The following is a 24,856-nucleotide window of genomic DNA, read 5'->3' on the forward strand; positions in this document are numbered from 1 at the left end:
GGGCGCACGAGCCGGATATTTACCTCAGGCGCAGGGCTGAGCGCAAATACCGTCCAACACCATCATGCCGCAGAACTTACTCAATCAGCTTCCAGTTTTTGTAGAAAACCCGACGCAGGGTAAAGACCAGCCCGGCAAATCCCGCGATGACGGCGTTAAGCACCGACGGCAGCGGCGTCGGCCGTACGATGTCGATGAACAGGCAGTAGCGCTTGGCGTCGTTCTTGTTGAAGGACGCATGCATCAGCGTGTCATCAAAGATAAACAACGGGTCGTCATGCCAGTAGTGCTTGTGCTTGCCGACCTGGATGTACACGCCATCGTGATGGGGCGCCGGTGCCATGTTGTAGAGCACGCGGAACATCATGCGCAGGGGACCGAAGTGAAAGGACGTCGAGCGGTTCTCGTTGAACACCGACACGCCGATGGTTTTCACGAACGGCAGTTTTTTGCGCAGTTCAGGAATATCCAGCCTGGTTTCGATCGGTCGCCCGTACCACTGGAAGAACAACATGCCGCGCTTCTTCTCGGCCATGCGTTCATCCAGGTAGCCGATGATTTCATCCTTGTGGGCCATGGCGTCATCGAGCACCTGTTGCAGGTCTGTGCGCCAGGCGGGTGGCAGGTCGCTCATTGTGTAGACGTGACGGTTACGCGCGCTCAGCAGGTCGAACAGGGTGTTGAACGGGGCCAGCAGCCAAGTGTTACGACCGCTGCCGATAAAGTATTTCTTGATGGTGGGCTTGTCATACAGGCCGTTACGCAGGAAGTCGTAAACGCCGCACACCAGTACCAGGCAGAGGAACACCAGCGTGGTTTCGGGGAACACATCGATAATCAGCAACACGCCGAGTACCCAGGCGACTGATACCGCTTTCTTACGCAAAGCAGACTTGTTCATGCAACTCAGCTCCAGAAGGACGCCATTCGACAGATCCGGATCCGTGGCCGCGAGTGGTGGGGTTTTGAAACATAATGAAACATCTTCGTCATGATAAGGCGTCCAGCAGCGGATTGGCGTTTTAAATAGTGCGAAATTGTGAACGCTCGACACAGTCTTTAACCCTGATGGGCTCGTGTGGATTGGATTTTGTAAACAGAAGATTTGCGACTATCGTGACGCTTCGGTTTTTCAGACGTCATAGACCGGTACGATTGAAGTTGAATGGCCACCATTGGCCTTCGGCACCTTGGAAGAGGCAGAAATTTTATGATCATCAAACCGCGGGTTCGTGGCTTTATCTGTGTGACCGCTCACCCTGTTGGCTGTGAAGCGAACGTCAAGGAACAGATCGACTACGTAACTGAGCACGGCGCCATCAAAAACGGCCCGAAGAAGGTGCTGGTCCTGGGCGCTTCTACCGGCTACGGCCTGGCCGCGCGCATCAGTGCTGCGTTTGGCTGCGGCGCCGACACCCTGGGCGTGTTTTTTGAGAAAGAAGGCGAAGAAGGCAAGCTGAGCTCCGCCGGCTGGTACAACAGCGCTGCGTTCGAGAAGTTTGCCGTTGAAAAAGGCCTGTACGCCAAGAGCATCAATGGCGACGCGTTTTCCGACGAGATCAAGCGCCTGACCATCGAAACCATCAAGAAAGACCTGGGCAAGATCGACCTGGTCGTCTACAGCCTGGCCGCGCCACGCCGCACCGATCCCAAGACCGGTGAAGTCTACAACTCCACCCTCAAGCCAATCGGCAAGGCTGTGACCCTGCGCGGTATCAATACCGACAAAGGCGTGGTGGTCGATACCACCCTCGAGCCTGCGACCCAGGAAGAAATTGACGGCACCGTCAATGTCATGGGGGGCGCCGACTGGCAGCTGTGGATCGACGCCCTGCGTGACGCCGACGTACTGGCCGAAGGCGCCAAGACTACCGCGTTCACCTACCTCGGTGAGAAGCTGACCCAGGACATCTACTGGAACGGCTCCATCGGCGAAGCCAAGAAAGACTTGGACAAGAAAGTCCTGACCCTGCGCGACAACCTCGCTGCACTGAAGGGCGATGCCCGCGTATCGGTACTCAAGGCGGTGGTCACCCAGGCCAGCTCCGCGATCCCGATCATGCCGCTGTACTTGTCGTTGCTGTTCAAAGTAATGAAAGAGCAAGGCACCCACGAAGGCTGCATCGAGCAGGTCTACGGCCTGTTCAAGGACAGCCTGTACGGCAGCGAACCGAAGCTTGATGCCGATGGTCGCTTGCGTGCCGACCTGGCCGAACTGGAACCGAAGGTCCAGGACGCCGTGGCGGCACTGTGGAACCAGGTCACCGACGAGAACGTCAACGAGATCAGTGATTTCGCCGGTTACAAGGCAGAGTTCCTGCGCTTGTTCGGCTTTGAAGTCGATGGTGTGGACTACGAGGCTGACGTCAATCCGACCGTGAAGATCAACGGCTTGGTCCAGGCGTAAATGATGTGACTGATAGCGGCCTGATCATCGGGTTATCAGGCCGCTGTCTTCGCTGTCATGATTCAGGCAAGGCGATTTTTTGCCTGGGTGAAGGCACACCGCCTCACGTTGGTCACTTCTTTCTCCCACAGGGGATTCAGCGGCACGTGATAACCGCTGTCCTTGGCGGTCTTGATCAGTTCTGCCATTTCCCTGCTGTCGTGGATGATGCTGATTTCATCGAATCGACCCAGTTTTGCCGGTAGGAAAAACGTCGCTGGGTAATTGGCGGCCACTTCCGTGACCGGGTTGGCCGAGTCCGCACTGTGATGAACCACTCTCTCTCCCTCGCCGACCAATTTTTGATTGATCAGCCCTATCATCTGCTCTATCCGTGGTGTTGCGTTGCCAAGGTGGGGATCTGCTTTCCGGTAGAAATGGCCGGGGCTGTCGAAGTCTGCGCGTAGCACCTCAGGAACTTGCTTATAGCGCTCAACTCGACCCTTGAAGACACTGTGGGCCACGTCCGGTATGGGGAGTTTGTCCTGGGGGCCGAAGTCGCTGATATGGGGCGCGATCAGGTGCAGGTCGTAATCGGCAGTCAACGGTTTGCCTTCTGCCTGCTTGGCCAGTACTTCAAGGGGCTTGCCCTGATGGGTGATGAAGTAGCTGTCGCTTGAAGGTGATGCGCGATGGCCTTCGAATGTATAGGTGTGCTGACTGGGCCCGCGGGCGCTTAATTGCAATGTGCCGTCAGCACCTTGAACAGCGAGTTGGGTTATGTGTCCCAGCTTGACCAATACATCAAGGCGTTGGCTTGACAGCTTCAGGGGCGTTGCAACTGCATGGCCTTCCTGGATGCACGCCTGGATTTGCTCATTGGCCTTGGCCACTTTGGCCGGTATTTTTTCGGCAAATTGTTCAAGTTTGCTGAACGCCTGGTCTGTACAGATCAGACCTGCCTGGGGGCCCCAGTTGGCGCTCTTGCCTTTGATATGGAAGTCCTTGGTGGGGTGCCCGGCTTCTATCAGGCCTGTTGCGACGGTTTCGACCGGGCGTATGCCTATGATGGAGTTGGTGGTCAGTGCGATGTCTTGCAAGGGGGCAAGATGGCTTGGCACGATGCCTGTTTCGTCCTTGACCCGATCGACCAGCACTGCTGTGGGAGTATTTGCGCCTTGGGCCAGGTAGTTTTGCAGCGCAGCAAGGCTGTATGCGGAAGGGGAGGTCACTGAAGAGGTCATGCTTGTCATTGAAGTTTCTCCAAGTCATATCTACAGCGAAATTCGATGATTCCCTTCAGGCGCCAGCTCCTTGAGTTGTACGCCCGAGATTAAAGTGAGGGCATCTTCAACCGGGGGGAACAAGTGTGACCATCTATGTGAGATAGAATCCGCGCGTTAAAGCTAAAGGCTTGTATTCACGAGGGACGCTGCTGGTTCTCAGCGCACGCCTTGTTTGAATATCAGAACAATCCTACTCGTGCTTACTTGCTGCCAGGGGCCGGGTACATGCCAAACTGTCCTGACTCTGGCGTTGCACAAAAGGGAGGAGCCCATGAAGATCCGCGCAGTAGTATTTGACTTTGGCGGTGTACTGTTCGACTGGAGCCCGCAGCATCTGTACCGCAAACTGATTGCCGACGATCAAGAGCGGCAGTGGTTCCTCGATAACATCTGTACCCAGGCCTGGAACACCGAACAGGATGCGGGGCGGCCGCTGGCCGAAGCCACGCAGATCCTGATCGATCAATATCCCGACCATGAACCCTTGATCACGGCCTATTACGGCCGGTGGCACGAAATGCTGCGTGGCCCGTTGCCTGAAGGCGTGGCGATTCTCAACGCGCTGCATCAGGCGAACATGCCACTGTTTGGGCTTACAAACTGGTCGGCCGAGACCTTTCCCTATGCGCTTGCCAATTACCCCTTCCTTCGGAAGTTTCGCAACATCGTGGTGTCTGGCGAGTTGAAGCTGATCAAGCCCGACGCGGCGATCTACCACGCCAGTCTCAGCCAGGTACGGGTGTACCTGCCGGATATCCAGCCGGGGGAAGTGGTCTTTATCGATGATGTTGCCGGCAATATCGAAGCGGCCGTCGCCCTCGGCTGGCAAGGCATTCACCATGTGTCTGCCGAGCAGACGGCTGCGCGATTGCGCGAGTTGGGCGTGGGCTTCTAGCGCGCCCACTTTTCCATGGCGAAATCCACAAAGGCGCGCAGCTTCGGCAAGCGATAACGGTCCTGGCCGTACAGCAAATGCATGGGCCGGCTGGGCAGTTGATAGGTGGTCAGCAAGGCCACCAGCTTGCCGGTTTGCAGGTCGGGCTGCACCAGGGCATCCGGCAGCATGACGATCCCCATGCCTTGCACGGCAGCCTGGCGCAAGGCCTGGGAGCTATTGATGGTCAGCGAGCCGGACACCGGGATTTCCACTTCGCCTTCTGCGCCGGTCATGCGCCACAGCTTGTCGGCGTTGCGCCAGTCATCGGTGGAAGGGTAGGCGAACGCCAGGCAGTCGTGCTGTTGCAGATCCTCGGGCGTTTGTGGCGTACCGCGTCGGGCCAGGTAATCCGGTGAGGCGCACAGGGTGATGGTGTAGTCCTGCATCGGTCGGGCGATCAGGCTTGAGGCTTCCAGCTCGCCCAGGCGGATGGCCACGTCGAAGCCGCTGTCGACCATGTCCACGCGCTGGTTGCTGAGCACCACGTACAGCTTGATCAGCGGGTAGCGCTGGGAAAACTCGCTCAGGGCCGGCGCCAGGCGTTCAGTGCCGAACGCCGGTGGCGCGGTGATGCGCAGGGTGCCTTTGGGGACGTCGCCGTGGGCCTGTTCGGCCCATTGCTCGGAGTCGGCCACCAGCCCGAGTACTTCCAGGCAACGCTGGTAATACTGGCCGCCGAACTCCGTGAGGCTCTGTTTACGAGTGGTGCGCTTGAGCAGGCTGACGCCCAAGCGTTGTTCGAGGGCGCGCAAGTGGTTGCCGACCATGGTGGTCGACATCCCGCAGGCGTGTGCGGCGGCGGTCATGCTGCCGCTCTCCACCACTTTCACGTACACCGACATCGCCTGGAATAGATCCATTATCAAGCCCTGGTTTAAAGTCATTGCAGTAAAGTGCAGTTTATCCAGCTCTGGTGGCTAACGATACTTCAACCCATCACAACGATGCACTGGAGTCCGCCACCATGACCGCCGCCTGCCTGATGACCACCTATCAACCCCTGGCCCTGAGCTTCACCCGAGGCCTCGGCACGCGCCTGTGGGACCAGCAGGGGCGCGAATACCTGGACGCAGTGGCGGGGGTGGCGGTGACCAACGTCGGGCATTCCCACCCGAAACTGGTAACGGCCATCAGCGAGCAGGCCGGCCTGTTGTTGCACACCTCCAACCTCTACAGCATCGACTGGCAACAACGCTTGGCCCAGCGCCTGACCCGGCTGGCCGGCCTGGACCGTGCCTTCTTCAACAACTCCGGCGCCGAAGCCAACGAGACGGCGCTGAAACTGGCGCGGTTGCATGGCTGGAAAAAAGGCATCGAAGAACCCTTGGTGGTGGTGATGGAGAATGCCTTTCATGGCCGTACGCTGGGTACCATGGCGGCGAGCGATGGCCCCTCGGTGCGCTTGGGTTTCCAACGCTTGCCGGGGGATTTTCTCAAGGTCAGGTTTGGTGATCTGGCGGCGATCGAGGCAATCACCCAGACGTTTGGCACACGGATCGCGGCGGTCTTGCTGGAGCCCATCCAGGGCGAAAGTGGTGTACTGCCAGCGCCGCCGGGTTACCTGCAAGCCCTGCGTGACCACTGCACACGGCACGGCTGGCTGATGATGCTCGACGAAATCCAGACCGGCATCGGCCGCACCGGCGCCTGGTTTGCGTTCCAGCATGAAGGCATTGTTCCGGATGTGATGACCCTGGCCAAAGGCCTCGGCAATGGCGTACCCATCGGTGCGTGCCTGGCCAGGGCTGCGGTAGCCGCACTTTTCACGCCCGGCAGCCATGGCAGCACCTTCGGGGGCAACCCGCTGGCGTGCCGAGTGGGCTGCACGGTGTTGGACATTATCGAAGAGCAAGGCTTGTTGCAGAACGCTGCACAACAGGGCGAGCGCTTGCTGGCGCGGTTACGCATGGAATTGGAAGAGCATCCGCAGGTGCTGGCGATTCGGGGGCAGGGCCTGATGATCGGTGTTGAGTTGGCCAGCCCCTATCGCGACCTGGCGCAGCGTGCTGCCCAGGAGCATGGGCTGCTGATCAACGTGACGCGGGGCAAGGTCATTCGCCTGCTGCCGCCGCTGACCCTGGATGCCAAGGAGGTGGAGATGATCGTGCGGGCCATCACTCGGCTATTGAGCTAGGTCCTTTCCGTTGAGCCACTCCTGGTTCATGGTTTCGGTATCCCCCAGGTATTCCAATAACCACGCCATGGCCGGGGACAGTTTGCTCTGTGCCCAGGCCACGCACGAGGGGCTGGCCGGGAAGGGGCGCGTCAGTTGCAGTGCCATCAATTCGCCGCGTTCGATCCAGGGCAATACCTGATGCGCCGGTGCCATGCCGACGCACAGGCCATCGCGCAGGCAATCGATGGCGGAGGCCCAGTTCGGGACTACCAATCGGCGTTGGTTATCCAGAGTCCAGGTGTCGCGTTTGGGCAGGTTGCGCGAGGTGTCGGTCATGCACAGCGAGGCGAAGGGGCGCAGTTGGTCGTCATTGAGCAACCCGTCCACGGCCGCCAGCGGATGCCGGGCGCTGACCACGCACAGCCAGTTCAGTAAGCCCATATCGCGAAAAGTAAAGCGACTGGCCACCGGCACCGCACTGGTGGCACCGATGACAATATCGGTGCGCTCATCCGCCAAGGCATCCCACACGCCGTTGTACACCTCGTATTCCAGCAGCAATTCCACCTCGGGAAACTGTCGATAGAAATCCAGCACCAACTGTCGGCAGCGCTGGGGCTTGACGATGGAATCCACGGCCACCTTCAACTGGCCACTCCAGCCATTGGCCACCTGCTGGCACAGGCGCCGTGTGCCGAGCATTTTTTTCATTACCCCGCGGGCCTCGTCGATAAACAGACGGCCGGCGGGTGTCAGTTCCACATCACGATGCCGGCGCACAAACAGCGGCACCGCGAGCCACTCTTCAAGTTGACGTACGGTGTAACTGATGGCTGACGGCACGCGGTGCAATTCCTGGGCGGCGGCGCTGAAGCTGCCATGGCGCGCTACCGCATCGACGACATCCAGGGAGTATTCGGACCACATGAGGGTTGTCTTCAAAATTATTGATAACAGTTGCCAATTATTATCGCTTCACACCAAAAATGTCAGCTTCATAATGGTCTGCAGTCAGCAAATAGTTTGATGGCAGGATTAACAAGGCTTCAATGAAAAATTCTTTTGGTTTCACCTGGTATCTGGCGGGGCTGAGCATGCTCGGTTATCTCGCCATGGACATGTATTTGCCGGCGTTCGGCGCCATGGGCGAGCAGTTGCAGATTGGTGCGGGCGCTGTGGGTGCCAGCCTGAGTATTTTCCTCGCGGGTTTTGCCGTGGGGCAGTTGCTGTGGGGACCGTTGTCCGACCGCCTGGGGCGCAAGCCGATCCTGCTCGCAGGCTTGAGCCTGTTTGTGGTGGGCTGCGCGGGGATGTTTTGGGTCGAGACCGCGCCGCAGTTGCTGGCCTTGCGCTTTATGCAGGCGATTGGCGTGTGTTCTGCGGCCGTGAACTGGCAGGCGTTGGTGATCGACCGCTACCCGGCCGACAAGGCCCACCGTGTATTCGCCAGTATCATGCCGTTGATGTCGTTGTCACCGGCCCTGGCGCCGCTGCTGGGCGCGGTGGTGTTGAACCACTTCGGTTGGCAAGCCATCTTCGGCGTATTGCTGGGGGTGTCGTTGCTGTTGTTGCTGCCGACGTTGTTCCTGCGCTCCGTGCCGAAATCTCAGACGCGGGAAGACGAACCTTCGCGCCTTGGCTATTGGCAGTTGCTCACCTCCCGGGTGTTTACCGGCAATGTAATGATCTTCGCCGCCTGCTCGGCCAGTTTCTTCGCCTGGCTGACCGCTTCACCTTTCATCCTCGGCGACATGGGCTATAGCCCGAATGACATCGGCCTGAGCTACGTGCTGCCGACATTGGCGTTTCTGGTGGGTGGCTACAGTTGCCGCAGCGCTTTGCAGCGTTTCCAGGGCAAGACGCTGTTGCCGTGGCTGCTGCTGGCCTATTGCATCAGCATGGTGGCGTTGTACCTGGTCGCCACCTTGACCGTGCCGACGCTCACCACCTTGCTGATTCCGTTCTGCCTGATGGCGCTGGTCAACGGCGCCAGCTACCCGATCGTGGTGGCGAATGCGCTGATGCCGTTTGCAGAACATTCCGGCAAGGCGGCGGCACTGCAAAACACCCTGCAATTGGGCCTGTGCTTTCTCAGTAGCCTGTTGGTGTCGTCGATGATCGAACAGCCGTTGCTGATTACCGTGATGGTGATGCTGGCGACCGCACCCTTGGCCGTCTTGGGCTATTGGCTGGCGCGACCGAAAGCAGACAAGTCGGAACTGGCCGCCGCCTAGAACGTCACTTCCATGTTCACCGTCGGCGTTGACGTGCGGCTGCCCCGGCCGCCGTCCACGCCGAACTTGTTATGCCAGTACTCGTAACCCACGCCGAGGTACAGGTTCGGCTTTACGCTCTTGCCCGGTCGCACCGCGACCATCAGCGCGCTGCGCATCAGCGCTTCCGGTGCCGTGTCACGGCCATGGTAGTCCGCACCTTTTTCCCCGACGTAATTCACAAAGCCCTGGAATTTCGCCGCATGGTTGGCGATCTCGAAAGGGCGCATCCACGTCAGGTTGAGCATGTAGGTGTCGTCAAACGTGTGGTTCGACTCCCGTGCACCGGGGATGCCGGTGTGGTTGCGCTCCTTGTAGTACAGAAGGCTCAGGTCCAGCACGCCTACGGTGTTGAACTTCAAGGTCGGGCCAATCACCAGTGCGCGTTTTTTCGCCGACGCGAAGTTGTTGTTGCGGTTCGCATCAAAGCCGAGGGTCAGCGCGTAATCCTTGACCAGCCCGGTGCCCAGGGGCACCTCCAGCACCCGCGACGCATACAACTGATGCCGGTACACCGCGTACACCTCACTGCCGCCGTGGTCGGTGCCCTTGCGCGGGTCGCGGCTGTCGGACAGGAACACGTCCAGGTTCAGGAAGTTGCTGCCATACCGGTAGCCGCTGGCGTGGGTAACGCTGTAGATGCGCTTGCTGAATTCGTCGGGGTTATTCGGATTGGTGAACTGCTGGCCGTAGCGAAAACCTACGCTGTTGTTCATCCATTCCACTGCGACGGCCTCCCCGCCGCCGAGGAGGGTGAGTGCAACGGTTGCCCCCTGTAATGCCTTTTTCATGGTTTCTGTGTCCTTTGGCGTTCTGGCTCATCACGGCCGGGTTGTTTTTGTAACGCCGACGGAGGGTATCTTGTTCGATTGATTGTATACAACTCTATGGACATCCAGTCTGAACATTGCATACAGTGTCACCACAACAAAAACAGAGAACCCCTCACCATGACTATCCCGAAGGCGTCACCGCAGCGGCCGGAAGATGAGAATCTAGGCGTCGCCGCCAACATGGCTTACGGCCTGCAGCATGTGCTCACCATGTACGGCGGCATCGTCGCGGTACCGTTGATCGTGGGCCAGGCGGCCGGGTTGTCACCGGCGGATATCGGCCTGTTGATCGCCGCGTCGCTGTTTGCCGGTGGCCTTGCCACCCTGTTGCAAACCCTTGGCCTGCCGTTTTTTGGCTGTCAGTTGCCGCTGGTGCAGGGCGTGTCGTTTGCCGGTGTGGCAACCATGGTGGCGATTGTCGGCAGCGATGGCGCCGGCGGGGTACCGGCGATTCTCGGCGCGGTGATGGCCGCGTCGTTTATCGGGCTGTTGATCACCCCAGTCTTCTCGCGGATTACCCAGTTCTTCCCGCCGTTGGTGACCGGTATTGTGATCACCACCATCGGCCTGACCCTGATGCCCGTTGCGGCGCGCTGGGCCATGGGCGGTAACAGCCGCGCGGCGGATTTCGGCAGCATGCCCAATATCGGCCTGGCGGCGTTGACCCTGGTGCTGGTGCTGCTATTGAGCAAGATCGGCAGCGCGACCATCTCGCGCCTGTCGATCCTGCTGGCGATGGTGATCGGCACGGTGATCGCGGTGTTCCTCGGCATGGCGGATTTTTCCGGGGTCACCCAGGGGCCTATGTTCGGTTTCCCTGCGCCGTTCCATTTCGGTATGCCGACCTTTCACATCGCGGCGATCATTTCCATGTGCATCGTGGTGATGGTGACACTGGTGGAAACCTCGGCCGACATCCTGGCGGTGGGGGAAATCATCGATACCAAGGTCGACTCCAAGCGCCTGGGTAACGGCCTGCGCGCCGATATGCTGTCGAGCATGTTCGCGCCGATCTTCGGTTCGTTCACCCAGAGTGCCTTCGCCCAGAACGTTGGCCTGGTGGCGGTGACCGGAGTGAAGAGTCGTTTTGTGGTGGCAACCGGTGGCTTGTTCCTGGTAATCCTCGGCTTGCTGCCATTCATGGGGCGGGTGATCGCGGCGGTGCCGACCTCGGTACTGGGCGGTGCCGGGATTGTGCTGTTCGGCACCGTCGCGGCCAGTGGTATTCGCACCTTGTCCAAAGTGGATTACCGCAACAACATGAACCTGATCATCGTCGCCACGTCCATCGGGTTTGGCATGATCCCGATTGCTGCACCGAGCTTCTACGACCAGTTCCCCAGCTGGTTCGCGACCATTTTCCATTCGGGTATCAGTTCGTCGGCGATCATGGCGATCCTGTTGAACCTGGCGTTCAACCATTTCACCGTAGGCAATTCGGACCAGCAGTCGGTGTTTGTGGCGGGGACTGAGCGCAGTTTGTGTTTCCACGACGTAGCGGCGTTGCGTGATGGGGACTATTTCAGGGGTGGCAAGTTATTTGATGCCGAGGGCAAGGAAATTCCATTGGTGGCGCAGGAGCCAAGGAAAGCCGCACACGCTGAAATCACAGAGGTCTAAAAATGTGGGAGGGGGCTTGCCCCCTTCCACATTTGGAATTCAACCAGCCTTGCGGACTGTGTGCGGAACAGAGCACGCCTCATCCAGAAACTTCACCACGGTGCCCATGCACGCCTGGCGTTCTTCCACGTGGGGCATGTGGCTGGAGTCTTCGAACAGCGCCCAGCGCACATCCGCGATCTCATCCAGGAATGGCTTGACCACCAGTGGCGTGGCCTCGTCATGCCGGCCGGAAATCACCAGGGTCGGCACCTTGATCGCCGACAGGCGGCCAATGGATTTCCAGTCTTTCAGGCTGCCGATCACGTGGAACTCGGTCGGGCCGCTCATGGCGTGATACACCGTGGGGTCCGAGTCGACCTGGGCGAAGGTACGCGCTACTTCTTCCGGCCATGGGTTCACCCGGCACACATGCTGGTCATAGAACACCCGTGAGGCGGCGAGGTATTCCGGGTCGAGGTAGGTGCCGGCGGCTTCATGCTTGAGCAGGGTTTCATGCACGCCTTGGGGCAGCAGCTTGCGCAGGCGGTTGGCTTCGCTGACCCAGGTGCGCATGCAGGTTGGCGAGTTGGCCGGGATAAACGCACGCAGGCCCTTGGGTTGCAGGATTGCGTGCTCGCTGCCGAGCATGCCGCCCCAGGACTGACCAAGGATCGCGTAGTTATCGCTGATCTGCAGATGGTCCAGCAGGTTGTCCAGTTCTTTAAGGAACAGATCGACGGTCCAGAAGGAAGGGTCTTTCTCAGGCAAGTGCGTGGAGCGGCCGTTGCCCAGTTGGTCGTAGTGGATGACCGCATGACCGCTGGCCGCGACGTCCTTGAACGCGTCGACATAATCATGGGTACAGCCCGGGCCACCGTGGATGACCACCAGCGGCGTGCGGCCGCTGGCCAAGTCGCCAGTGACGCGGTACCAGGTCTGGTAGTCGCCAAACGCGGCATACCCTTCGCGGATTTTTTCGATGAAGTCCATTTCCTACCCTGCCCTGAAAAAATGATCAGGAACACGATAGTCTGCGGGCGAGATTTAGGTAACTAGCAAAACAGCTAGGTTTTGCCGGGGGATCAGTCTTCCAGCAGGCGGTAATGGGTGGCGCGGACCACCGCCTGCACGCGGTTCTTGGCGCCCAGTTTGTGCATCGCCGAGGCCAGGTGCAGGGTGACGACGGCCAGTGAGCGGCTCAGTTGCGTGGCGATTTCGGCGGCGGTCAGGCCGTCGGCGGCCCATTTGAGGCATTCGCGTTCACGTTTGGTCAGGTGAATGTGCGGGTAGGTGCGCAGCTCCTTGCCGAACAGCGGGTAGGCCGCTTCCTGCAACGCGTGGGAAATCAGGCTGAAGTCCGACAAGGTCTGCTGCGCGTCCTGCAGCACGGTAGGCGTTTTGCCAGTGCGCAAGCCGGTCAGTGACGCGAAGCCGCCACGGGGCAGATGCATCGGCACGCTGACGCCGCAGGTCAGTTGCTGGTCGTGCAGGTAGGACGAGACGGGGGCGTGGCAGGGGTCGATGATGGTTTGCAGGGCCGTGTCAGCCTTGGCTTCGTAGGACCACACGAACGGCGATACCGTGCGCAGGGCCAGGTGTTGCACCGGGTCGATCTGGTAGAAACCCTTGCTGCACCACAGCGCATGCCAATCGGTCGGCGTGTTGCGCAGCTCCAGCACCGAGGGGGTGATCAACGCACCATTCTGGTCGATCGGCACCGGGGTGTAGTCGTATACCAGTGCATCGAAGCCCAACTGCTGGGCGAGGATAAAAGTGTTGTCCATCTGCTCATCCAGGCTCCTGCCCGGCATCAGACGATTATTGAAGGCAGTTAGCTTGGCCAGCATCCGTTCTGCTCCCGAATTCATTTGAATCTCCACTTCCTGCAAGTAGAATGCCACGCCCCGGCGAAGGACTGCCAGGCCAAACCTATAAGAAATACCAGGTTATGGACGCGCGGCATCCTCGGTAGTGTTGGCCTGATAAACGGCCGCTGCCCGCCAGGCCGATACAACACAAGGAATGTATGCATGTGGCGTGAAATTGCCCCCGACCAGCAGTACAACGTGCAAGTCGATGGCCACAACCTCGTGGTCTACAGCTTCGGCGAAGGCGATGAGGTGCTCTTGTGTCTCAACGGCGGGCCGGGCCTGCCGTGTGACTACTTGCGCGACGCCCATGGCTGGCTCAAGGACCATGACCTGCGAGTGGTTGCATTCGACCAGCTTGGCACAGGCGCATCAGCCAGACCGACCGATGTTTCCCTGTGGGAAATCCGCCGTTATGTCGAAGAAGTCGAAACCGTACGCCAAGCCCTTGGCCTCGGCCGCGTGCACCTGCTCGGGCATTCCTGGGGCGGCTGGCTGGGCATCGAATACGCCATCCATTACCCCGACAGGCTGAAAAGCCTGATCCTCGAGAACACCGTCGGCGACATTCCGCATCTTTCTCAAGAACTCGAACGCCTGCGCGGCGCGCTGGGCAGTGAGACCGTGGCGATGATGCAACGCCACGAAGCCATGGGCACCCTGGATCACCCGCAATACCAGGCCGCGATCACCTTGCTCAACTATCGCCATGTGTGTCGTCTTGACGAATGGCCCGAGCCGGTCAAGCGTTCCCTCGACGACTGGAACATGGGCCCTTACGAAACCATGCAGGGCCCCAACGAATTCCTCTACGTCGGCAACCTCAAGGATTGGAACCGCATCCCCGAGATGGCCGCTTTCAACATGCCGATCCTGATCACCACCGGCCAGCACGACGAACTCACCCCGGCCTGCGCCATGCGCATGAAGATGGCGGCCAGACACGCCGAACTGCATGTATTTCCCAACAGTAGCCATATGCCGTTCTATGAAGAGCCACAGGCTTATTTTCCGGTACTGTTGGACTTTCTCGCTCGCCACCGAGGCTGACAGATGAACCTGGCGCGCTACCGTTTTGTACTGTCCCGGCCGCTGCAATTGCTGCCGGTACTGTTTGGCATCAGCCTGATCACGTTTGTGCTGGTGCGCTCGATTCCTGGCGACCCGGCACGGGCCCTGCTGGGGTCGCGCAGCACGCCGGACGCCTTGCTGAAAATCCGCGCCCAGTACGGCCTCGACCAGCCTTTGTGGCAGCAGTATTTCTATTTCCTGAAGAACCTGCTCAAGGGCGATCTTGGCCAATCACTGCTGTACAAAGTCGACGCCTTGAAATTGATCGTCACCCGCATCGAACCCACCCTGGTGCTGGTGCTTGGCAGCGTGGTGCTGGCACTGCTGATTGCGGTGCCGCTGGCGACGTGGGCCGCGCGCAATAAAGGCGGGTGGGCGGACAACCTGATCCGCGTGTTCACCACCGTGGGCCTGGGCATGCCGGCGTTCTGGCTGGGCCTGATGCTGATCCTGCTGCTCAGTGTGCAATGGGGCTTGTTCCCGGTGTCCGGCTACGGCCGTACCTGGCTGGACAAGGCGCACCATATGGTCTTGCCGTGCCTGACCATCGCCCTGGCGCTGTCGGCGGTGCTGGTGCGCAACCTGCGGGCGAGCATGTTGATGGAGCTGCAGGCCGACCACGTCACTGCCGCGCGGGCCCGCGGGCTGTCGGAAGCTGCGGTGTTCCGACGCCATGTGCTGCCCAATTCCCTGGTGCCGGCGGTCAACCTGCTGGCGGTGAATATCGGCTGGCTGATCAGCGGCACCGTCGTGATCGAAAGCCTGTTCGCCATTCCCGGTATCGGCCAGTTGCTGGTGCGCGGCATTTTTACCCGCGACTACATGGTGGTGCAGGGCGTGGCCATGGTGCTGGCGTGTGCGACGGTGGTGGTCAACTTTATCGCCGACGTGGTCACGGTGGCCCTCGATCCTCGGGTGAAAATGCAATGAGCAGCCGTCCACTGATTGCCCCATGGCGCATGCGTCTGCGGTTTGGCTTTCGCAATGGTCGCCTGACGGCCGCGTGGGGGCTTTTGGTCCTGCTGGTGTGGTTGGTCCTGGCGCTGTGCGCGCCGTGGATCGCGCCCTATGACCCGATCGCGCAGAACACCGACATCAGCTTGCTGGGGCCGAGCCTGGCCCATCCATTCGGTACGGATAACTACGGTCGAGACATCCTTTCGAGGGTGATCTGGGGCGCACGCGTCGACCTGCAGCTTGCCATCATCGGGGTGATTTTTCCGTTCATGATCGGCACGTTTGTCGGCGCGGTTTCCGGCTATATCGGCGGGCGCTTCGACAGTTTCTGCATGCGCGTGATCGATGTGATCCTGGCGTTCCCGTTCCTGGTGTTGATGCTGGCGATCATGGCCATCCTCGGTCCGGGCTTGAAGAGTTTTTATATCGCCATGGCGCTGGTGGGCTGGGTGTCCTATGCACGGCTGATCCGCTCACAGATCCTGGTGCTCAAGGAAAGCGACTTCGCCCTCGCGGCCAAGAGCCTGGGCTTTGGCCATGGGCGCATCCTGTTCCGGCATTTGCTGCCGAATGCGATGTTTGGCTCGATTGTGTTTTCCATGTCTGACGCGGTGCTGGTACTGCTCAACGGTGCCGCCGTGAGCTACCTGGGCCTGGGCGTGCAACCGCCGACGGCGGAGTGGGGGACGATGATTGCCGAAGGGCAGGCGTTTATCACCACGGCCTGGTGGATCTGCACCTTTCCGGGGCTGGCCATCGTGACCCTGGCCATGGGCTTCAGCCTGCTGGCCGATGGTGTGGCGCAAGTTCTGGGGGATCGCTCATGAGTCTGCTTCAAGTGCGGGATCTGAGTGTGATCGCCAATAACAGCGGGCGCGATGTGACCCTGGTCGACCGCGTGTCCTTCGACCTGGCCGAAGGCGAGATCCTCGGCCTGGTGGGCGAAAGCGGCTCGGGCAAGACCATGGCCTGCCGTGGCTTGATGCGTCTGTTGCCGTCGCCCAACCTGCGCGTGCAGGGCGGTGCGGTACGCCTGGCGGGCCAGGACCTGCTGCAACTGGATGACACCGGCATGCGGGCGGTGCGTGGCGGGCAATTGGGTATGATTTTCCAGAACCCCAGCAGCCACCTTGACCCGTTGATGCGCATCGGCGATCAGATCGCCGAAGGCATCCGCCTGCATCAGGGCGCGTCGAAAAAACACGCGCGGCGACAAGCCATCGAAGTGTTGCGCCAGGTGGGCATTCCCGATCCCCAGGCACGGGTCGACAACTATCCCCATGAATTTTCCGGTGGCATGCGCCAGCGCGCGATGATCGCCGTGGCCCTGGGCTGCAACCCGAAAGTGCTGATTGCCGACGAGCCGACCACGGCGTTGGACGTGACCGTGCAGGCGCAGATCCTGCGCTTGTTGCTGGACCTGCGTGACCAGCGCGGCCTGTCGCTCATCATGATCACCCACGACCTCGGCGTGGTCGCGCAAACCTGCGATTCCATCGCCGTGATGTATGCCGGGCGCCTGTGCGAGCACGGCAGCAAGTACGACGTGCTCGCCCACCCGCAACACCCCTACACAGCGGGCCTGATTGATTGCCAGCCGGCCCACGGCAGTGGCCCTGGGTTGCTGCGTACCATTCCCGGCCAGCCGCCCTTGCTCGATGCATTACCCGGCGGCTGCCGCTTCAACCCGCGTTGCCCGCAGGTCGGCGCGTTGTGCACTGAACGGTTGCCCGAAGGCGCGCGCGTGGCCTGTCACTACCCGTTGGGAGCACGCCCATGAGCCTGTTGCAGATCAAGAACCTCGAGGTGCGGTTCGCCGCGTCCGGCACGGGGGTGTTCGGCCTGAACAAGCAGTGGGTGAAGGCGGTGAACGGCGTGTCGCTGAACCTGGCCGCCGGTGAAACCCTGGGGTTGGTGGGGGAGTCCGGCAGCGGCAAAAGCACCCTGGGCCGCGCGATCCTGCACCTCAACCCGATCAGTGCCGGGCAGGTGCTGTTCGATGGTATCGACATGGCCCATGGCAGCGCGATCGACATCGCGCGCCTGCGCCAGGAAACGGCGATGATCTTCCAGGACCCCTACGCCGCGTTGAACCCGCGCCACACCATCGGCGAAACCATCGCCGAGGTGCTGCGGGTGCAGCGCAAAGTCCCGGTAGAGCGTATTCCGGCTCGCGTCAACGAACTGCTTGACCTGGTCGGCCTGCGCCCCGAACTGGCCAGTCGCAAACCCGGCGCCCTCAGTGGCGGCCAATGCCAGCGTGTCGGTATTGCCCGGGCGCTGGCGGTGGAGCCGCGCTTGATCATCGCCGATGAATGCGTGGCGGCCCTGGATGTATCGATCCAGGGCCAGATCATCAACCTGCTGTTGGAACTGCAACAGCGCATGAACCTGGCGATCCTGTTTATCGCCCACGATTTGGCCATCGTGCGGCGCCTGTGCGACCGCGTGGCGGTGATGTACCTGGGCAAGATCGTCGAGGAAGGGCCGGTGGAAGCGGTCTTCACCGCGCCGCGCCATCCGTATACCGCGGCGTTGATCGAGGCGATTCCGGAGATCGATCCGCACCGGCCCTTGCCGACGCAGCCGTTGCCTGGCGAGCCGCCGAGCCCGCTGAATTTGCCTACGGGCTGTGCCTTTCACCCGCGTTGCCGGTACGCCCGGACGATGTGTTCCGTGGTATTGCCGCCTATCCATTCCCTGCACGAGCATCGATACAGTTGCGTGCTTGAAGAACCGTTGACCCTTCCTGCCCATCATGAACAAGGAGTTATGACATGCAATCGCGCCACTTGAAATTGCTCGCCGCTGCCACGTTGACCGCCTGGTCGTTGACCGGCGGCCTGGCCCAGGCCGCCGGCGTCCTGACCATCGGTTGCCGTGAAGACAGCACCACGTTCGACCCGATCAAAAGCGCGCAAAACCGCGATACCTGGGTATTTGCCAACGTCTACGACACCCTGGTACGCGTGGACAACCTGGGGACCAAGATGGAGCCGGGCCTGGCTGAAAGCTGGGATATTTCCAAGGACGGCCTGACCTACACCTTCAAGCTGCGCGATGCGAAGTTCTCCGATGGTTCGGCGATCACCGCCGAGGATGCGGCGTTCAGCCTGCTGCGCATCCGCGACAACAAGGCGTCGCTGTGGGCTGATCCTTTCAACCTGATCGACACCGCCAAGGCGACGGACTCGAAAACCCTGGTTGTCACACTGAAGACTCCGGCGGTCGCCTTCCTGTCGCAACTGGCTTCGCCGACGGTGTCGATCCTGTCGGAAAAAGCCATGACCAAAATGGGGGAAGACGCCTATTCGGAGAACCCGGTGACCTCCGGCGCGTTTACCGTGGACGAATGGCGCAAGGGCGACCGGGTCATCCTGAAGAAGAACCCGAACTTCTGGCAGGCCAAGAAGGTCAGCCTGGATGGCGTGGAGTGGGTCTCCGTGACCGACGACAATACGCGGATGCGCATGGTGCAGAACAACGAGCTGGACACGGCGATCTTCGTACCGTTTTCCCGGGTTGAAGAGCTGAAGAAAGACAAGAACGTGGTGATCCACTCCGACCCGTCCACCCGTGAAGATCACCTGCTGATCAACCACGCCCACGGTCTGCTGGCCAAGCAGGAAGTACGCGAGGCGCTGGACATGGCCATCGACAAGCAGTCGCTGGTGAAAACCGCGACCTACGGTCAGGGCACTGTGGCCTATTCCTACATCCCGAAAGGCTCGTTGTTCCACTACGCCAACAACCTGCAACGCCCGTATGACCCGACCGCTGCAAAGCTGCTGTTGGAAAAGGCTGGCGCGAAGGACTTGACGCTCAACTATGTGGTCAACGCCGGCAACGAAGCCGACGAGCAGATCGCGGTGATCATCAAGGACCAGTTGGCCAAGGTCGGCGTGACCGCCAACCTGCAGAAGGTCGACCCGACCCAAAGCTGGCAGATGCTGGTGGACGGTGAGTACGATATTTCGGTGATGTACTGGACCAACGACATCCTCGACCCGGACCAGAAGACCACCTTCGTGCTGGGCCACGACACCAACCAGAACTACATGACCCGCTACAAGAACGATAAGGTCAAGGAACTGGTCGCGGCGGCGCGCATCGAGGCTGACCCGGTCAAGCGTGAGCAGATGTATGTCGAATTGCAGAAACTGGCGAAACAGGATGTGAACTGGATCGACCTGTACTACAGCCCGTACATCAACATCTCACGCAAGAATGTGAGCAACTTCCTGCAAAATCCGCTGGGTCGTTTCACGCTTGAAGATGTCGTGAAAAACTAAGGCCCAGAGAACACCGCAATACAAATGTGGGAGGGGGCTTGCCCCCGATAGCGGTGGGTCAGTCACCGATACAGTGACTGACACCTTGCAATCGGGGGCAAGCCCCCTCCCACATTTGGTTTCACTGCGCGTCAAACGCCTGCCCATTGATGCCGGTACTGTCCGGGCCCATCAGGTACAGGTACACCGGCATGATTTCTTCCGGCGTCGGGTTGTCGCTTGGGTTTTCACCTGGATACGCCTGGGCCCGCATGCTGGTACGCGTGGCGCCGGGGTTGATGCTGTTGGCGCGTACCGGTGCGACGGTGTCGAGCTCATCCGCCAGGGTCTGCATCAAGCCTTCAGTGGCGAATTTCGACACCCCATAAGCGCCCCAATACGCCCGGCCCTTGCGCCCGACGCTGCTGGAGGTGAACACCACCGACGCATCCTGGGACAGCTTGAGCAGCGGCAACAACGTGCTGGTGAGCATGAACATCGCATTGACGTTGATGTGCATCACCCGCATGAAGTTTTCGCCGGACAGCTGCTCGATCGGCGTACGTGGGCCGATGATCGAGGCGTTGTGCAGCAGGCCATCGAGGTGGCCGAATTCTTTTTCGATCATCGCTGCCAGCTCATCGTATTGATGGGGCAGGGCGGTCTCCAGGTTGAAGGGGATCACCACCGGCTGCGGGTGGCCGGCCGCTTCGATCTCGTCATACACCTGGGCCAGGTTGGCTTCGGTCTTGCCCAGCAACAGCACGGTCGCGCCATGGGCGGCGTAGGTTTTCGCCGCCGCCGCACCAATTCCGCGACCGGCGCCGGTCACCAGGATCACCCGGCCTTTGAGCAGTTCTGGACGTGCAGAGTAATCAAACATAAAAAGCCTCGACAGAATTCAGCGGGTTACAAACACCAATCTTCATAGGTCAGCTGGATCGGTGAGCCATCAGCAACTGCACAGTGCGTTATCCAGCACCTTGCGCAGTTCCAACGGGTGATCCACCACCACATCCGCGCCCCAATGGCGCGGGTTGTCGTCCGGGTGGATATAGCCATAGGTGACCGCCGCCGTGCGGGTGCCGGCGTCGCGGCCGGACTCGATGTCGCGCAGGTCATCCCCCACGAACAACACACTGGCCGGGTCCAGGCCGAGCATCTTGCACGCCAGGATCATGGGCTCCGGGTCCGGCTTGCTGTTTTTCACATGGTCCGGGCATATCAGCAGCGCCGAACGCTCGGCCAGGCCCAGTTGCTGCATGATCGGCTCGGCAAAGCGCAGTGGCTTGTTGGTGACCACGCCCCAGATCAGCTTGGATTTCTCGATGTCTTCCAGCAGTTCCGCCATGCCGTCGAACAGTGTGCTGTGAACCGCACAACCCTTCAGGTAACGCTCGAGGAATTCCAGGCGCAGCTCTTCAAAGCCGGGGGATTCCGGGTCCATCGAGAAGGTCACGGCCACCATCGCCCGCGCACCGCCGGAGATTTCATCGCGGATATGCTGTGGGTTGATCGGTGGCAGGTCGCGATCGGCGCGCATCGCCTGGCAGATGGCGATAAAGTCCGGCGCGGTGTCCAGCAGGGTACCGTCCATGTCGAAGAGAACCGCTCGCAACTTCACAGGCTTACTCCTCGCGCAGGGTCTGGATCATGTAGTTGACGTCAACGTCGCTGGCCAGTTTGTAGTGCTTGGTCAGCGGGTTGTAGGTCAGGCCGATGATGTCCTTGACGGTCAGCCCGGCCTGGCGGCTCCACGCACCCAGTTCGGAAGGGCGGATGAATTTCTTGAAATCGTGGGTGCCGCGCGGCAGCAGCTTCATGATGTATTCGGCGCCGATGATCGCGAACAGGTAGGCCTTGGGGTTGCGGTTGATGGTGGAGAAGAACACCTGGCCGCCCGGCTTGACCATGCGGAAGCAGGCACGGATCACCGACGATGGGTCTGGTACGTGCTCCAGCATTTCCAGGCAAGTGACCACGTCGAACTGCTCGGGCATTTCCTCGGCCAGGGCTTCGGCGGTGATCTGGCGATATTCCACGCTCACGCCGGATTCCAGCTGATGCAACTGGGCTACGGCCAGCGGCGCTTCGCCCATGTCGATCCCCATCACGGTGGCGCCGCGCTGGGCCATGGCTTCGCTGAGGATGCCGCCGCCGCAACCGACGTCCAGCACCTTCTTGCCGGCCAGGTTGACGCGTTCGTCAATCCAGTTGACCCGTAGCGGGTTGATGTCGTGCAGGGGTTTGAACTCGCTTTCGCGGTCCCACCAGCGGTGGGCCAGGGCTTCAAACTTGGCGATTTCGGCGTGGTCGACGTTGCTCATGGTGAATCCTCTAAATCTGATAAATCGGTTTGTCGGTCCTGAACACGCAGGTTCAGAGCCAGCGTTATTCGGTGTGCCCGCTGATGCGTTTTCCCCAGGCAATGGCCGTGGCGGTCAACTGTTGTTCATCCATGCGGGTGAGTTGCCGGTCGTCGAGCAACTGCTTGCCGGCGACCCAAAGGTGTTTCACGCAATCGCGTCCGGTGGCATATATAAGCTGTGAGACCGGATCGTAGATCGGTTGTTGCGCCAGCCCCGTCAGATCGAAGGCGACCATATCCGCCGCCTTGCCCACTTCCAGGGAGCCGATTTCGCTCTCCAGACCCATGGCACGCGCACCGTTGAGCGTAGCCATGCGCAGCGCGCGGTGGGCGTCCAGGGCGGTGGCCGAACCGGCGACGGCCTTGGCCAGCATCGCGGCGGTACGGGTTTCACCCAGCAGGTCCAGGTCGTTGTTACTGGCGGCGCCATCGGTGCCGATGGCCACATTGACGCCCGCCTGCCATAGACGCTCCACCGGGCAGAAGCCACTGGCCAGTTTCAGGTTCGATTCCGGGCAATGGATCACGCTGGTGTTGCTTTCTACCAGCAAAGCCAGGTCGTCCTCGCTGATTTGGGTCATATGAACTGCCTGGAAGCGCGGACCCAGCAAGCCCAGGCGTCCCAGGCGCGCCAACGGCCGCTCGCCGGTCTGTTCGACGGCCTGTTGTACCTCGAAAGCGGTTTCATGCACATGCATATGGATCGCGGCGTCCAGCTCTTCGGCGATGACCCGGATCTTTTCCAGGTTGGCATCGCACACGGTGTAGGGCGCGTGGGGGCCGAAGGTGATCTTGATGCGCGGATGGTGCTTGAGGTCGCCGAACAGTTCGATGCCCTGGCGGATCGCCTCATCGGCGGTGCCGGCACCGGGAATCGGGAAGTCGAGGATCGGAATCGCGATCTGCGCACGCATGCCGCTGTTGTGCACGCAATCGCTGGCGACCTTGGGGTAGAAGTACATGTCCGAGAAGCAGGTGATACCGCCCTTGAGCTGCTCGGCAATGGCCAGGTCGGTGCCGTCACGCACGAAGGCCTCGTCGACCCACTTGGCTTCGGCGGGCCAGATGTGTTTTTCCAGCCAGGTCATCAGGGGCAGGTCATCGGCCAGGCCGCGAAACAGGCTCATCGCCGCATGCCCGTGGGCGTTGATCAGGCCCGGACTGAGCAACATGCCCGGCAGTTCGCGCACTTCAGCGGCCGACAGCTTCAACGCCGCAGCCCGTGGACCGATAAAGGCAATACGCCCATTGCGGATGCCCACGCCATGGTCCTTGAGCACCACACCGGCGGGTTCGACAGGTACCAGCCAGGTTGGCAGTAGCAATAAGTCGAGCGGGGCGGCAGTGGAGGTCATCGCAGGCTTCTTCCCGGGCAGCTATAAAAGAAGCGCGAAGTATACCCGAGCGTCCTGGCTGGCGGATCGCTATAATCGGCGGCTTTTGTTGATGAGTATGGGGTGATGGATGCGCGATCGACTGTTGGCAGCGGAGAAAGTGAAGCCCATCGATTGGCGTGATGGCACGCTGCACCTGCTCGATCAACGCGCCCTGCCGTCCCAGGAATGCTGGGTGGCCTGCTCCACGGTCGATGCAGTTGCAGCGGCCATTCGCGCCATGGTGGTGCGTGGCGCATCGGCCATCGGCATCAGCGCGGCCTATGGCCTGGTGCTCGCCGCTCGCGAGCGCATCGCCGAGGGCGGTGACTGGCAGGCCGCCTGGGAAGAGGACTACGCACTACTGGCCGATACCCGTCCGACCGCCTCGAACCTGTTCTGGGCGCTCAAGCGCATGCGCGATCGCCTGGATCGCGTCAAGAAGCACGCCGATCCGCTGGCGGTGCTGGAGGCCGAAGCGATCGCTATCCATGAAAGCGACCGGGAAGCCAACCTCGTCATGGCCCAGTTGGGCGTTGAGCGGATTCGCAAGCATCAGGGCAACGCCCAGGCGATCTTGACCCATGGCAACGCCGGCGCCTTGGCAACCGGCGGTGTCGGCACGGCCCTCGGGGTGATTCGCGCGGCCTTCCTGGAAGGCTTGGTCGAGCACGTCTACGCCAATGAAACCCGCCCATGGCTGCAAGGCTCGCGGCTGACCGCCTGGGAGCTGGCGGGCGAGGGGATCCCGGTCACCGTGAATGCCGACTCGGCCGGTGCGCATCTCCTCAAGACCAAGGGCATCACCTGGGTGATCGTCGGCGCCGATTGCATTGCCGCCAATGGCGATGTGATCAGCAAGATCGGCACCTATCAATTGGCGGTGTGCGCCATGCACCACGGCGTGCGTTTCATGGTGGTGGCGCCGAGTTCGAGCCTGGACTTGATGATGGCCACTGGTGACGATGTGGCCCTGGAGGAGCGCGATCCGGGTGAACTGCTGGAGGTCATGGGGCAGCGTTTGGAGGTTACTGCGTTTAATCCGGTATTTGATGTGACCCCGGCCGACCTGATCGATGTGATCGTGACTGAGAAGGGCGTGGTTGAGCGGCCGGATACGGCGAAATTGGCCAAGCTGATGTGCCGTAAGCGGCTGCATTGAGGGCTGTGGTGTCTGTGAAATGGCCATCGGGGGCAAGCCCCCTGCCGCATTTTGACTGTTCACAATTAAAGTGTGGGAGGGGGCTTGCCCCCGATTGGCCCTGAAAGTCAATAAAACCCTCGGATCCGCCCTCAAAAAAAAGCACCACCCCATCTCTGAGCCCCTCTCGTCCTCCTCAAGCCTGTCATCCGTCAAATTACTAGTCTCCATGCGCATCAGGGGGATAGGTGCGTGGCGGCGATTGTGATAACATCCGGCGGTTTCCAGGGCCGCCCCCAGGGGTTGCCCATAACGTGCAGATCCGTGTCATAACTCGTTGATTTGTCGTAAGTCGTTGTCAGGCAGTGTGCCGG

Annotated in this window: 23 protein-coding genes; 12 read left to right on the forward strand and 11 right to left on the reverse strand. The window is 60.6% G+C overall.

Annotated features, from left to right (window positions below; all coding sequences use genetic code 11):
• Nucleotides 1-76: 76 nt before the first annotated feature.
• Nucleotides 77-901, reverse strand: a complete 825-nt coding sequence (locus tag J3D60_RS29660; protein ID WP_065939313.1) for an aspartyl/asparaginyl beta-hydroxylase domain-containing protein — start codon at nt 899-901, stop codon at nt 77-79.
• Between the two features lie 309 nt (nt 902-1,210).
• Here J3D60_RS29660 and fabV point away from each other — a divergent pair, with 309 nt between their 5' ends.
• The gene (fabV, locus tag J3D60_RS29665) at nt 1,211-2,407 is read left to right on the forward strand and encodes an enoyl-ACP reductase FabV (protein WP_065939312.1); all 1,197 of its coding nucleotides are present in this window, start codon (nt 1,211-1,213) and stop codon (nt 2,405-2,407) included.
• Between the two features lie 62 nt (nt 2,408-2,469).
• Here fabV and J3D60_RS29670 read toward each other — a convergent pair whose 3' ends face one another.
• Nucleotides 2,470-3,639 carry a CyaA/EF/ExoY family adenylyl cyclase toxin gene (locus tag J3D60_RS29670; RefSeq protein ID WP_253493732.1) on the reverse strand — a complete coding sequence of 390 codons (1,170 nt, stop codon included), beginning with the start codon at nt 3,637-3,639 and terminating at the stop codon, nt 2,470-2,472.
• A 304-nt stretch (nt 3,640-3,943) separates the two neighbouring features.
• On the opposite strand from J3D60_RS29670, the gene J3D60_RS29675 reads away from it, so the two are divergent.
• Nucleotides 3,944-4,567 (forward strand): HAD family phosphatase, encoded by a 624-nt coding sequence (locus tag J3D60_RS29675; protein ID WP_065939311.1) that lies wholly within the window; start codon nt 3,944-3,946, stop codon nt 4,565-4,567.
• Here J3D60_RS29675 and J3D60_RS29680 read toward each other — a convergent pair.
• Entirely contained in the window at nt 4,564-5,469 is a 906-nt protein-coding gene (locus J3D60_RS29680; RefSeq protein WP_065939310.1) for a LysR family transcriptional regulator, read from the reverse strand. The two genes, J3D60_RS29675 and J3D60_RS29680, sit on opposite strands and share 4 nt — an antisense overlap.
• A 104-nt stretch (nt 5,470-5,573) precedes the next feature.
• Between J3D60_RS29680 and J3D60_RS29685 the strand changes: the two genes are divergently transcribed.
• Nucleotides 5,574-6,743 (forward strand): aspartate aminotransferase family protein, encoded by a 1,170-nt coding sequence (locus J3D60_RS29685; RefSeq protein WP_065939309.1) that lies wholly within the window; start codon nt 5,574-5,576, stop codon nt 6,741-6,743.
• Here J3D60_RS29685 and punR read toward each other — a convergent pair.
• Nucleotides 6,732-7,652, reverse strand: coding sequence for a DNA-binding transcriptional activator PunR (punR, locus tag J3D60_RS29690; protein ID WP_065939308.1), 921 nt, complete (start codon nt 7,650-7,652; stop codon nt 6,732-6,734). The genes J3D60_RS29685 and punR overlap by 12 nt on opposite strands.
• 122 nt (nt 7,653-7,774) lie before the next feature.
• On the opposite strand from punR, the gene punC reads away from it, so the two are divergent.
• Nucleotides 7,775-8,959: a purine nucleoside transporter PunC gene (gene punC, locus J3D60_RS29695; RefSeq protein ID WP_253493733.1), complete on the forward strand. Its 1,185-nt coding sequence runs from the start codon at nt 7,775-7,777 to the stop codon at nt 8,957-8,959.
• On the opposite strand, the gene J3D60_RS29700 is transcribed toward punC, so the two are convergent.
• The gene (locus J3D60_RS29700; protein ID WP_253493734.1) at nt 8,956-9,789 is read right to left on the reverse strand and encodes a nucleoside-binding protein; all 834 of its coding nucleotides are present in this window, start codon (nt 9,787-9,789) and stop codon (nt 8,956-8,958) included. The two genes, punC and J3D60_RS29700, sit on opposite strands and share 4 nt — an antisense overlap.
• 159 nt (nt 9,790-9,948) lie before the next feature.
• Between J3D60_RS29700 and J3D60_RS29705 the strand changes: the two genes are divergently transcribed.
• Nucleotides 9,949-11,451, forward strand: a complete 1,503-nt coding sequence (locus tag J3D60_RS29705) for a nucleobase:cation symporter-2 family protein (RefSeq protein WP_065939305.1) — start codon at nt 9,949-9,951, stop codon at nt 11,449-11,451.
• 39 nt (nt 11,452-11,490) lie between these two features.
• On the opposite strand, the gene J3D60_RS29710 is transcribed toward J3D60_RS29705, so the two are convergent.
• Nucleotides 11,491-12,423, reverse strand: a complete 933-nt coding sequence (locus J3D60_RS29710) for a proline iminopeptidase-family hydrolase (protein ID WP_065928127.1) — start codon at nt 12,421-12,423, stop codon at nt 11,491-11,493.
• Between the two features lie 92 nt (nt 12,424-12,515).
• Complete coding sequence (locus J3D60_RS29715; RefSeq protein ID WP_027604192.1) at nt 12,516-13,280, reverse strand: LuxR family transcriptional regulator; 765 nt, start codon at nt 13,278-13,280, stop codon at nt 12,516-12,518.
• Nucleotides 13,281-13,463: 183 nt separating this feature from the next.
• On the opposite strand from J3D60_RS29715, the gene J3D60_RS29720 reads away from it, so the two are divergent.
• The 6 genes from J3D60_RS29720 to J3D60_RS29745 are packed head-to-tail and all read left to right on the forward strand — an operon-like array spanning nt 13,464 to nt 19,621.
• Nucleotides 13,464-14,351: a proline iminopeptidase-family hydrolase gene (locus J3D60_RS29720; protein ID WP_253493735.1), complete on the forward strand. Its 888-nt coding sequence runs from the start codon at nt 13,464-13,466 to the stop codon at nt 14,349-14,351.
• A gap of 3 nt (nt 14,352-14,354) precedes the next feature.
• The gene (locus J3D60_RS29725) at nt 14,355-15,302 is read left to right on the forward strand and encodes an ABC transporter permease (protein WP_027604190.1); all 948 of its coding nucleotides are present in this window, start codon (nt 14,355-14,357) and stop codon (nt 15,300-15,302) included.
• The gene (locus tag J3D60_RS29730) at nt 15,299-16,156 is read left to right on the forward strand and encodes an ABC transporter permease (RefSeq protein ID WP_253493737.1); all 858 of its coding nucleotides are present in this window, start codon (nt 15,299-15,301) and stop codon (nt 16,154-16,156) included. The genes J3D60_RS29725 and J3D60_RS29730 overlap by 4 nt, the downstream gene beginning before the upstream one ends.
• Nucleotides 16,153-17,109: an ABC transporter ATP-binding protein gene (locus J3D60_RS29735; RefSeq protein ID WP_115486001.1), complete on the forward strand. Its 957-nt coding sequence runs from the start codon at nt 16,153-16,155 to the stop codon at nt 17,107-17,109. Before J3D60_RS29730 ends, J3D60_RS29735 begins: the two co-directional genes overlap by 4 nt.
• Nucleotides 17,106-18,125, forward strand: a complete 1,020-nt coding sequence (locus J3D60_RS29740) for an ABC transporter ATP-binding protein (RefSeq protein WP_253493738.1) — start codon at nt 17,106-17,108, stop codon at nt 18,123-18,125. Before J3D60_RS29735 ends, J3D60_RS29740 begins: the two co-directional genes overlap by 4 nt.
• Nucleotides 18,107-19,621 carry an ABC transporter substrate-binding protein gene (locus J3D60_RS29745; RefSeq protein ID WP_253493739.1) on the forward strand — a complete coding sequence of 505 codons (1,515 nt, stop codon included), beginning with the start codon at nt 18,107-18,109 and terminating at the stop codon, nt 19,619-19,621. The genes J3D60_RS29740 and J3D60_RS29745 overlap by 19 nt, the downstream gene beginning before the upstream one ends.
• A gap of 121 nt (nt 19,622-19,742) precedes the next feature.
• Here J3D60_RS29745 and J3D60_RS29750 read toward each other — a convergent pair whose 3' ends face one another.
• From J3D60_RS29750 to J3D60_RS29765, 4 genes are all read right to left on the reverse strand, one after another.
• Nucleotides 19,743-20,483 (reverse strand): YciK family oxidoreductase, encoded by a 741-nt coding sequence (locus J3D60_RS29750; protein WP_065939298.1) that lies wholly within the window; start codon nt 20,481-20,483, stop codon nt 19,743-19,745.
• 69 nt (nt 20,484-20,552) lie between these two features.
• A complete protein-coding gene (mupP, locus tag J3D60_RS29755) occupies nt 20,553-21,224 on the reverse strand; it encodes an N-acetylmuramic acid 6-phosphate phosphatase MupP (RefSeq protein ID WP_065928119.1) in 672 nt (223 codons plus the stop codon).
• A 4-nt stretch (nt 21,225-21,228) separates the two neighbouring features.
• The gene (gene ubiG, locus J3D60_RS29760) at nt 21,229-21,927 is read right to left on the reverse strand and encodes a bifunctional 2-polyprenyl-6-hydroxyphenol methylase/3-demethylubiquinol 3-O-methyltransferase UbiG (RefSeq protein ID WP_003172645.1); all 699 of its coding nucleotides are present in this window, start codon (nt 21,925-21,927) and stop codon (nt 21,229-21,231) included.
• A 64-nt stretch (nt 21,928-21,991) separates the two neighbouring features.
• Nucleotides 21,992-23,323: a TRZ/ATZ family hydrolase gene (locus tag J3D60_RS29765; RefSeq protein ID WP_065928118.1), complete on the reverse strand. Its 1,332-nt coding sequence runs from the start codon at nt 23,321-23,323 to the stop codon at nt 21,992-21,994.
• A gap of 109 nt (nt 23,324-23,432) precedes the next feature.
• On the opposite strand from J3D60_RS29765, the gene mtnA reads away from it, so the two are divergent.
• Nucleotides 23,433-24,503 (forward strand): S-methyl-5-thioribose-1-phosphate isomerase, encoded by a 1,071-nt coding sequence (gene mtnA, locus J3D60_RS29770; RefSeq protein WP_253493740.1) that lies wholly within the window; start codon nt 23,433-23,435, stop codon nt 24,501-24,503.
• The last annotated feature ends 353 nt before the right edge of the window (nt 24,504-24,856 follow it).

The sequence above is a fragment of the Pseudomonas sp. S3E17 genome (assembly GCF_024168685.1).
GTDB lineage: Bacteria > Pseudomonadota > Gammaproteobacteria > Pseudomonadales > Pseudomonadaceae > Aquipseudomonas > Aquipseudomonas marginalis.

Coding starts and splice junctions, on each gene's coding strand:
- J3D60_RS29660 (WP_065939313.1), bottom strand. CDS start 901: ATGAACAAGTCTGCTTTGCGTAAGAAAGCGGTATCAGTCGCCTGGGTA.
- fabV (WP_065939312.1), top strand. CDS start 1,211: ATGATCATCAAACCGCGGGTTCGTGGCTTTATCTGTGTGACCGCTCAC.
- J3D60_RS29670 (WP_253493732.1), bottom strand. CDS start 3,639: ATGACAAGCATGACCTCTTCAGTGACCTCCCCTTCCGCATACAGCCTT.
- J3D60_RS29675 (WP_065939311.1), top strand. CDS start 3,944: ATGAAGATCCGCGCAGTAGTATTTGACTTTGGCGGTGTACTGTTCGAC.
- J3D60_RS29680 (WP_065939310.1), bottom strand. CDS start 5,469: ATGGATCTATTCCAGGCGATGTCGGTGTACGTGAAAGTGGTGGAGAGC.
- J3D60_RS29685 (WP_065939309.1), top strand. CDS start 5,574: ATGACCGCCGCCTGCCTGATGACCACCTATCAACCCCTGGCCCTGAGC.
- punR (WP_065939308.1), bottom strand. CDS start 7,652: ATGTGGTCCGAATACTCCCTGGATGTCGTCGATGCGGTAGCGCGCCAT.
- punC (WP_253493733.1), top strand. CDS start 7,775: ATGAAAAATTCTTTTGGTTTCACCTGGTATCTGGCGGGGCTGAGCATG.
- J3D60_RS29700 (WP_253493734.1), bottom strand. CDS start 9,789: ATGAAAAAGGCATTACAGGGGGCAACCGTTGCACTCACCCTCCTCGGC.
- J3D60_RS29705 (WP_065939305.1), top strand. CDS start 9,949: ATGACTATCCCGAAGGCGTCACCGCAGCGGCCGGAAGATGAGAATCTA.
- J3D60_RS29710 (WP_065928127.1), bottom strand. CDS start 12,423: ATGGACTTCATCGAAAAAATCCGCGAAGGGTATGCCGCGTTTGGCGAC.
- J3D60_RS29715 (WP_027604192.1), bottom strand. CDS start 13,280: ATGCTGGCCAAGCTAACTGCCTTCAATAATCGTCTGATGCCGGGCAGG.
- J3D60_RS29720 (WP_253493735.1), top strand. CDS start 13,464: ATGTGGCGTGAAATTGCCCCCGACCAGCAGTACAACGTGCAAGTCGAT.
- J3D60_RS29725 (WP_027604190.1), top strand. CDS start 14,355: ATGAACCTGGCGCGCTACCGTTTTGTACTGTCCCGGCCGCTGCAATTG.
- J3D60_RS29730 (WP_253493737.1), top strand. CDS start 15,299: ATGAGCAGCCGTCCACTGATTGCCCCATGGCGCATGCGTCTGCGGTTT.
- J3D60_RS29735 (WP_115486001.1), top strand. CDS start 16,153: ATGAGTCTGCTTCAAGTGCGGGATCTGAGTGTGATCGCCAATAACAGC.
- J3D60_RS29740 (WP_253493738.1), top strand. CDS start 17,106: ATGAGCCTGTTGCAGATCAAGAACCTCGAGGTGCGGTTCGCCGCGTCC.
- J3D60_RS29745 (WP_253493739.1), top strand. CDS start 18,107: ATGCAATCGCGCCACTTGAAATTGCTCGCCGCTGCCACGTTGACCGCC.
- J3D60_RS29750 (WP_065939298.1), bottom strand. CDS start 20,483: ATGTTTGATTACTCTGCACGTCCAGAACTGCTCAAAGGCCGGGTGATC.
- ubiG (WP_003172645.1), bottom strand. CDS start 21,927: ATGAGCAACGTCGACCACGCCGAAATCGCCAAGTTTGAAGCCCTGGCC.
- J3D60_RS29765 (WP_065928118.1), bottom strand. CDS start 23,323: ATGACCTCCACTGCCGCCCCGCTCGACTTATTGCTACTGCCAACCTGG.
- mtnA (WP_253493740.1), top strand. CDS start 23,433: ATGCGCGATCGACTGTTGGCAGCGGAGAAAGTGAAGCCCATCGATTGG.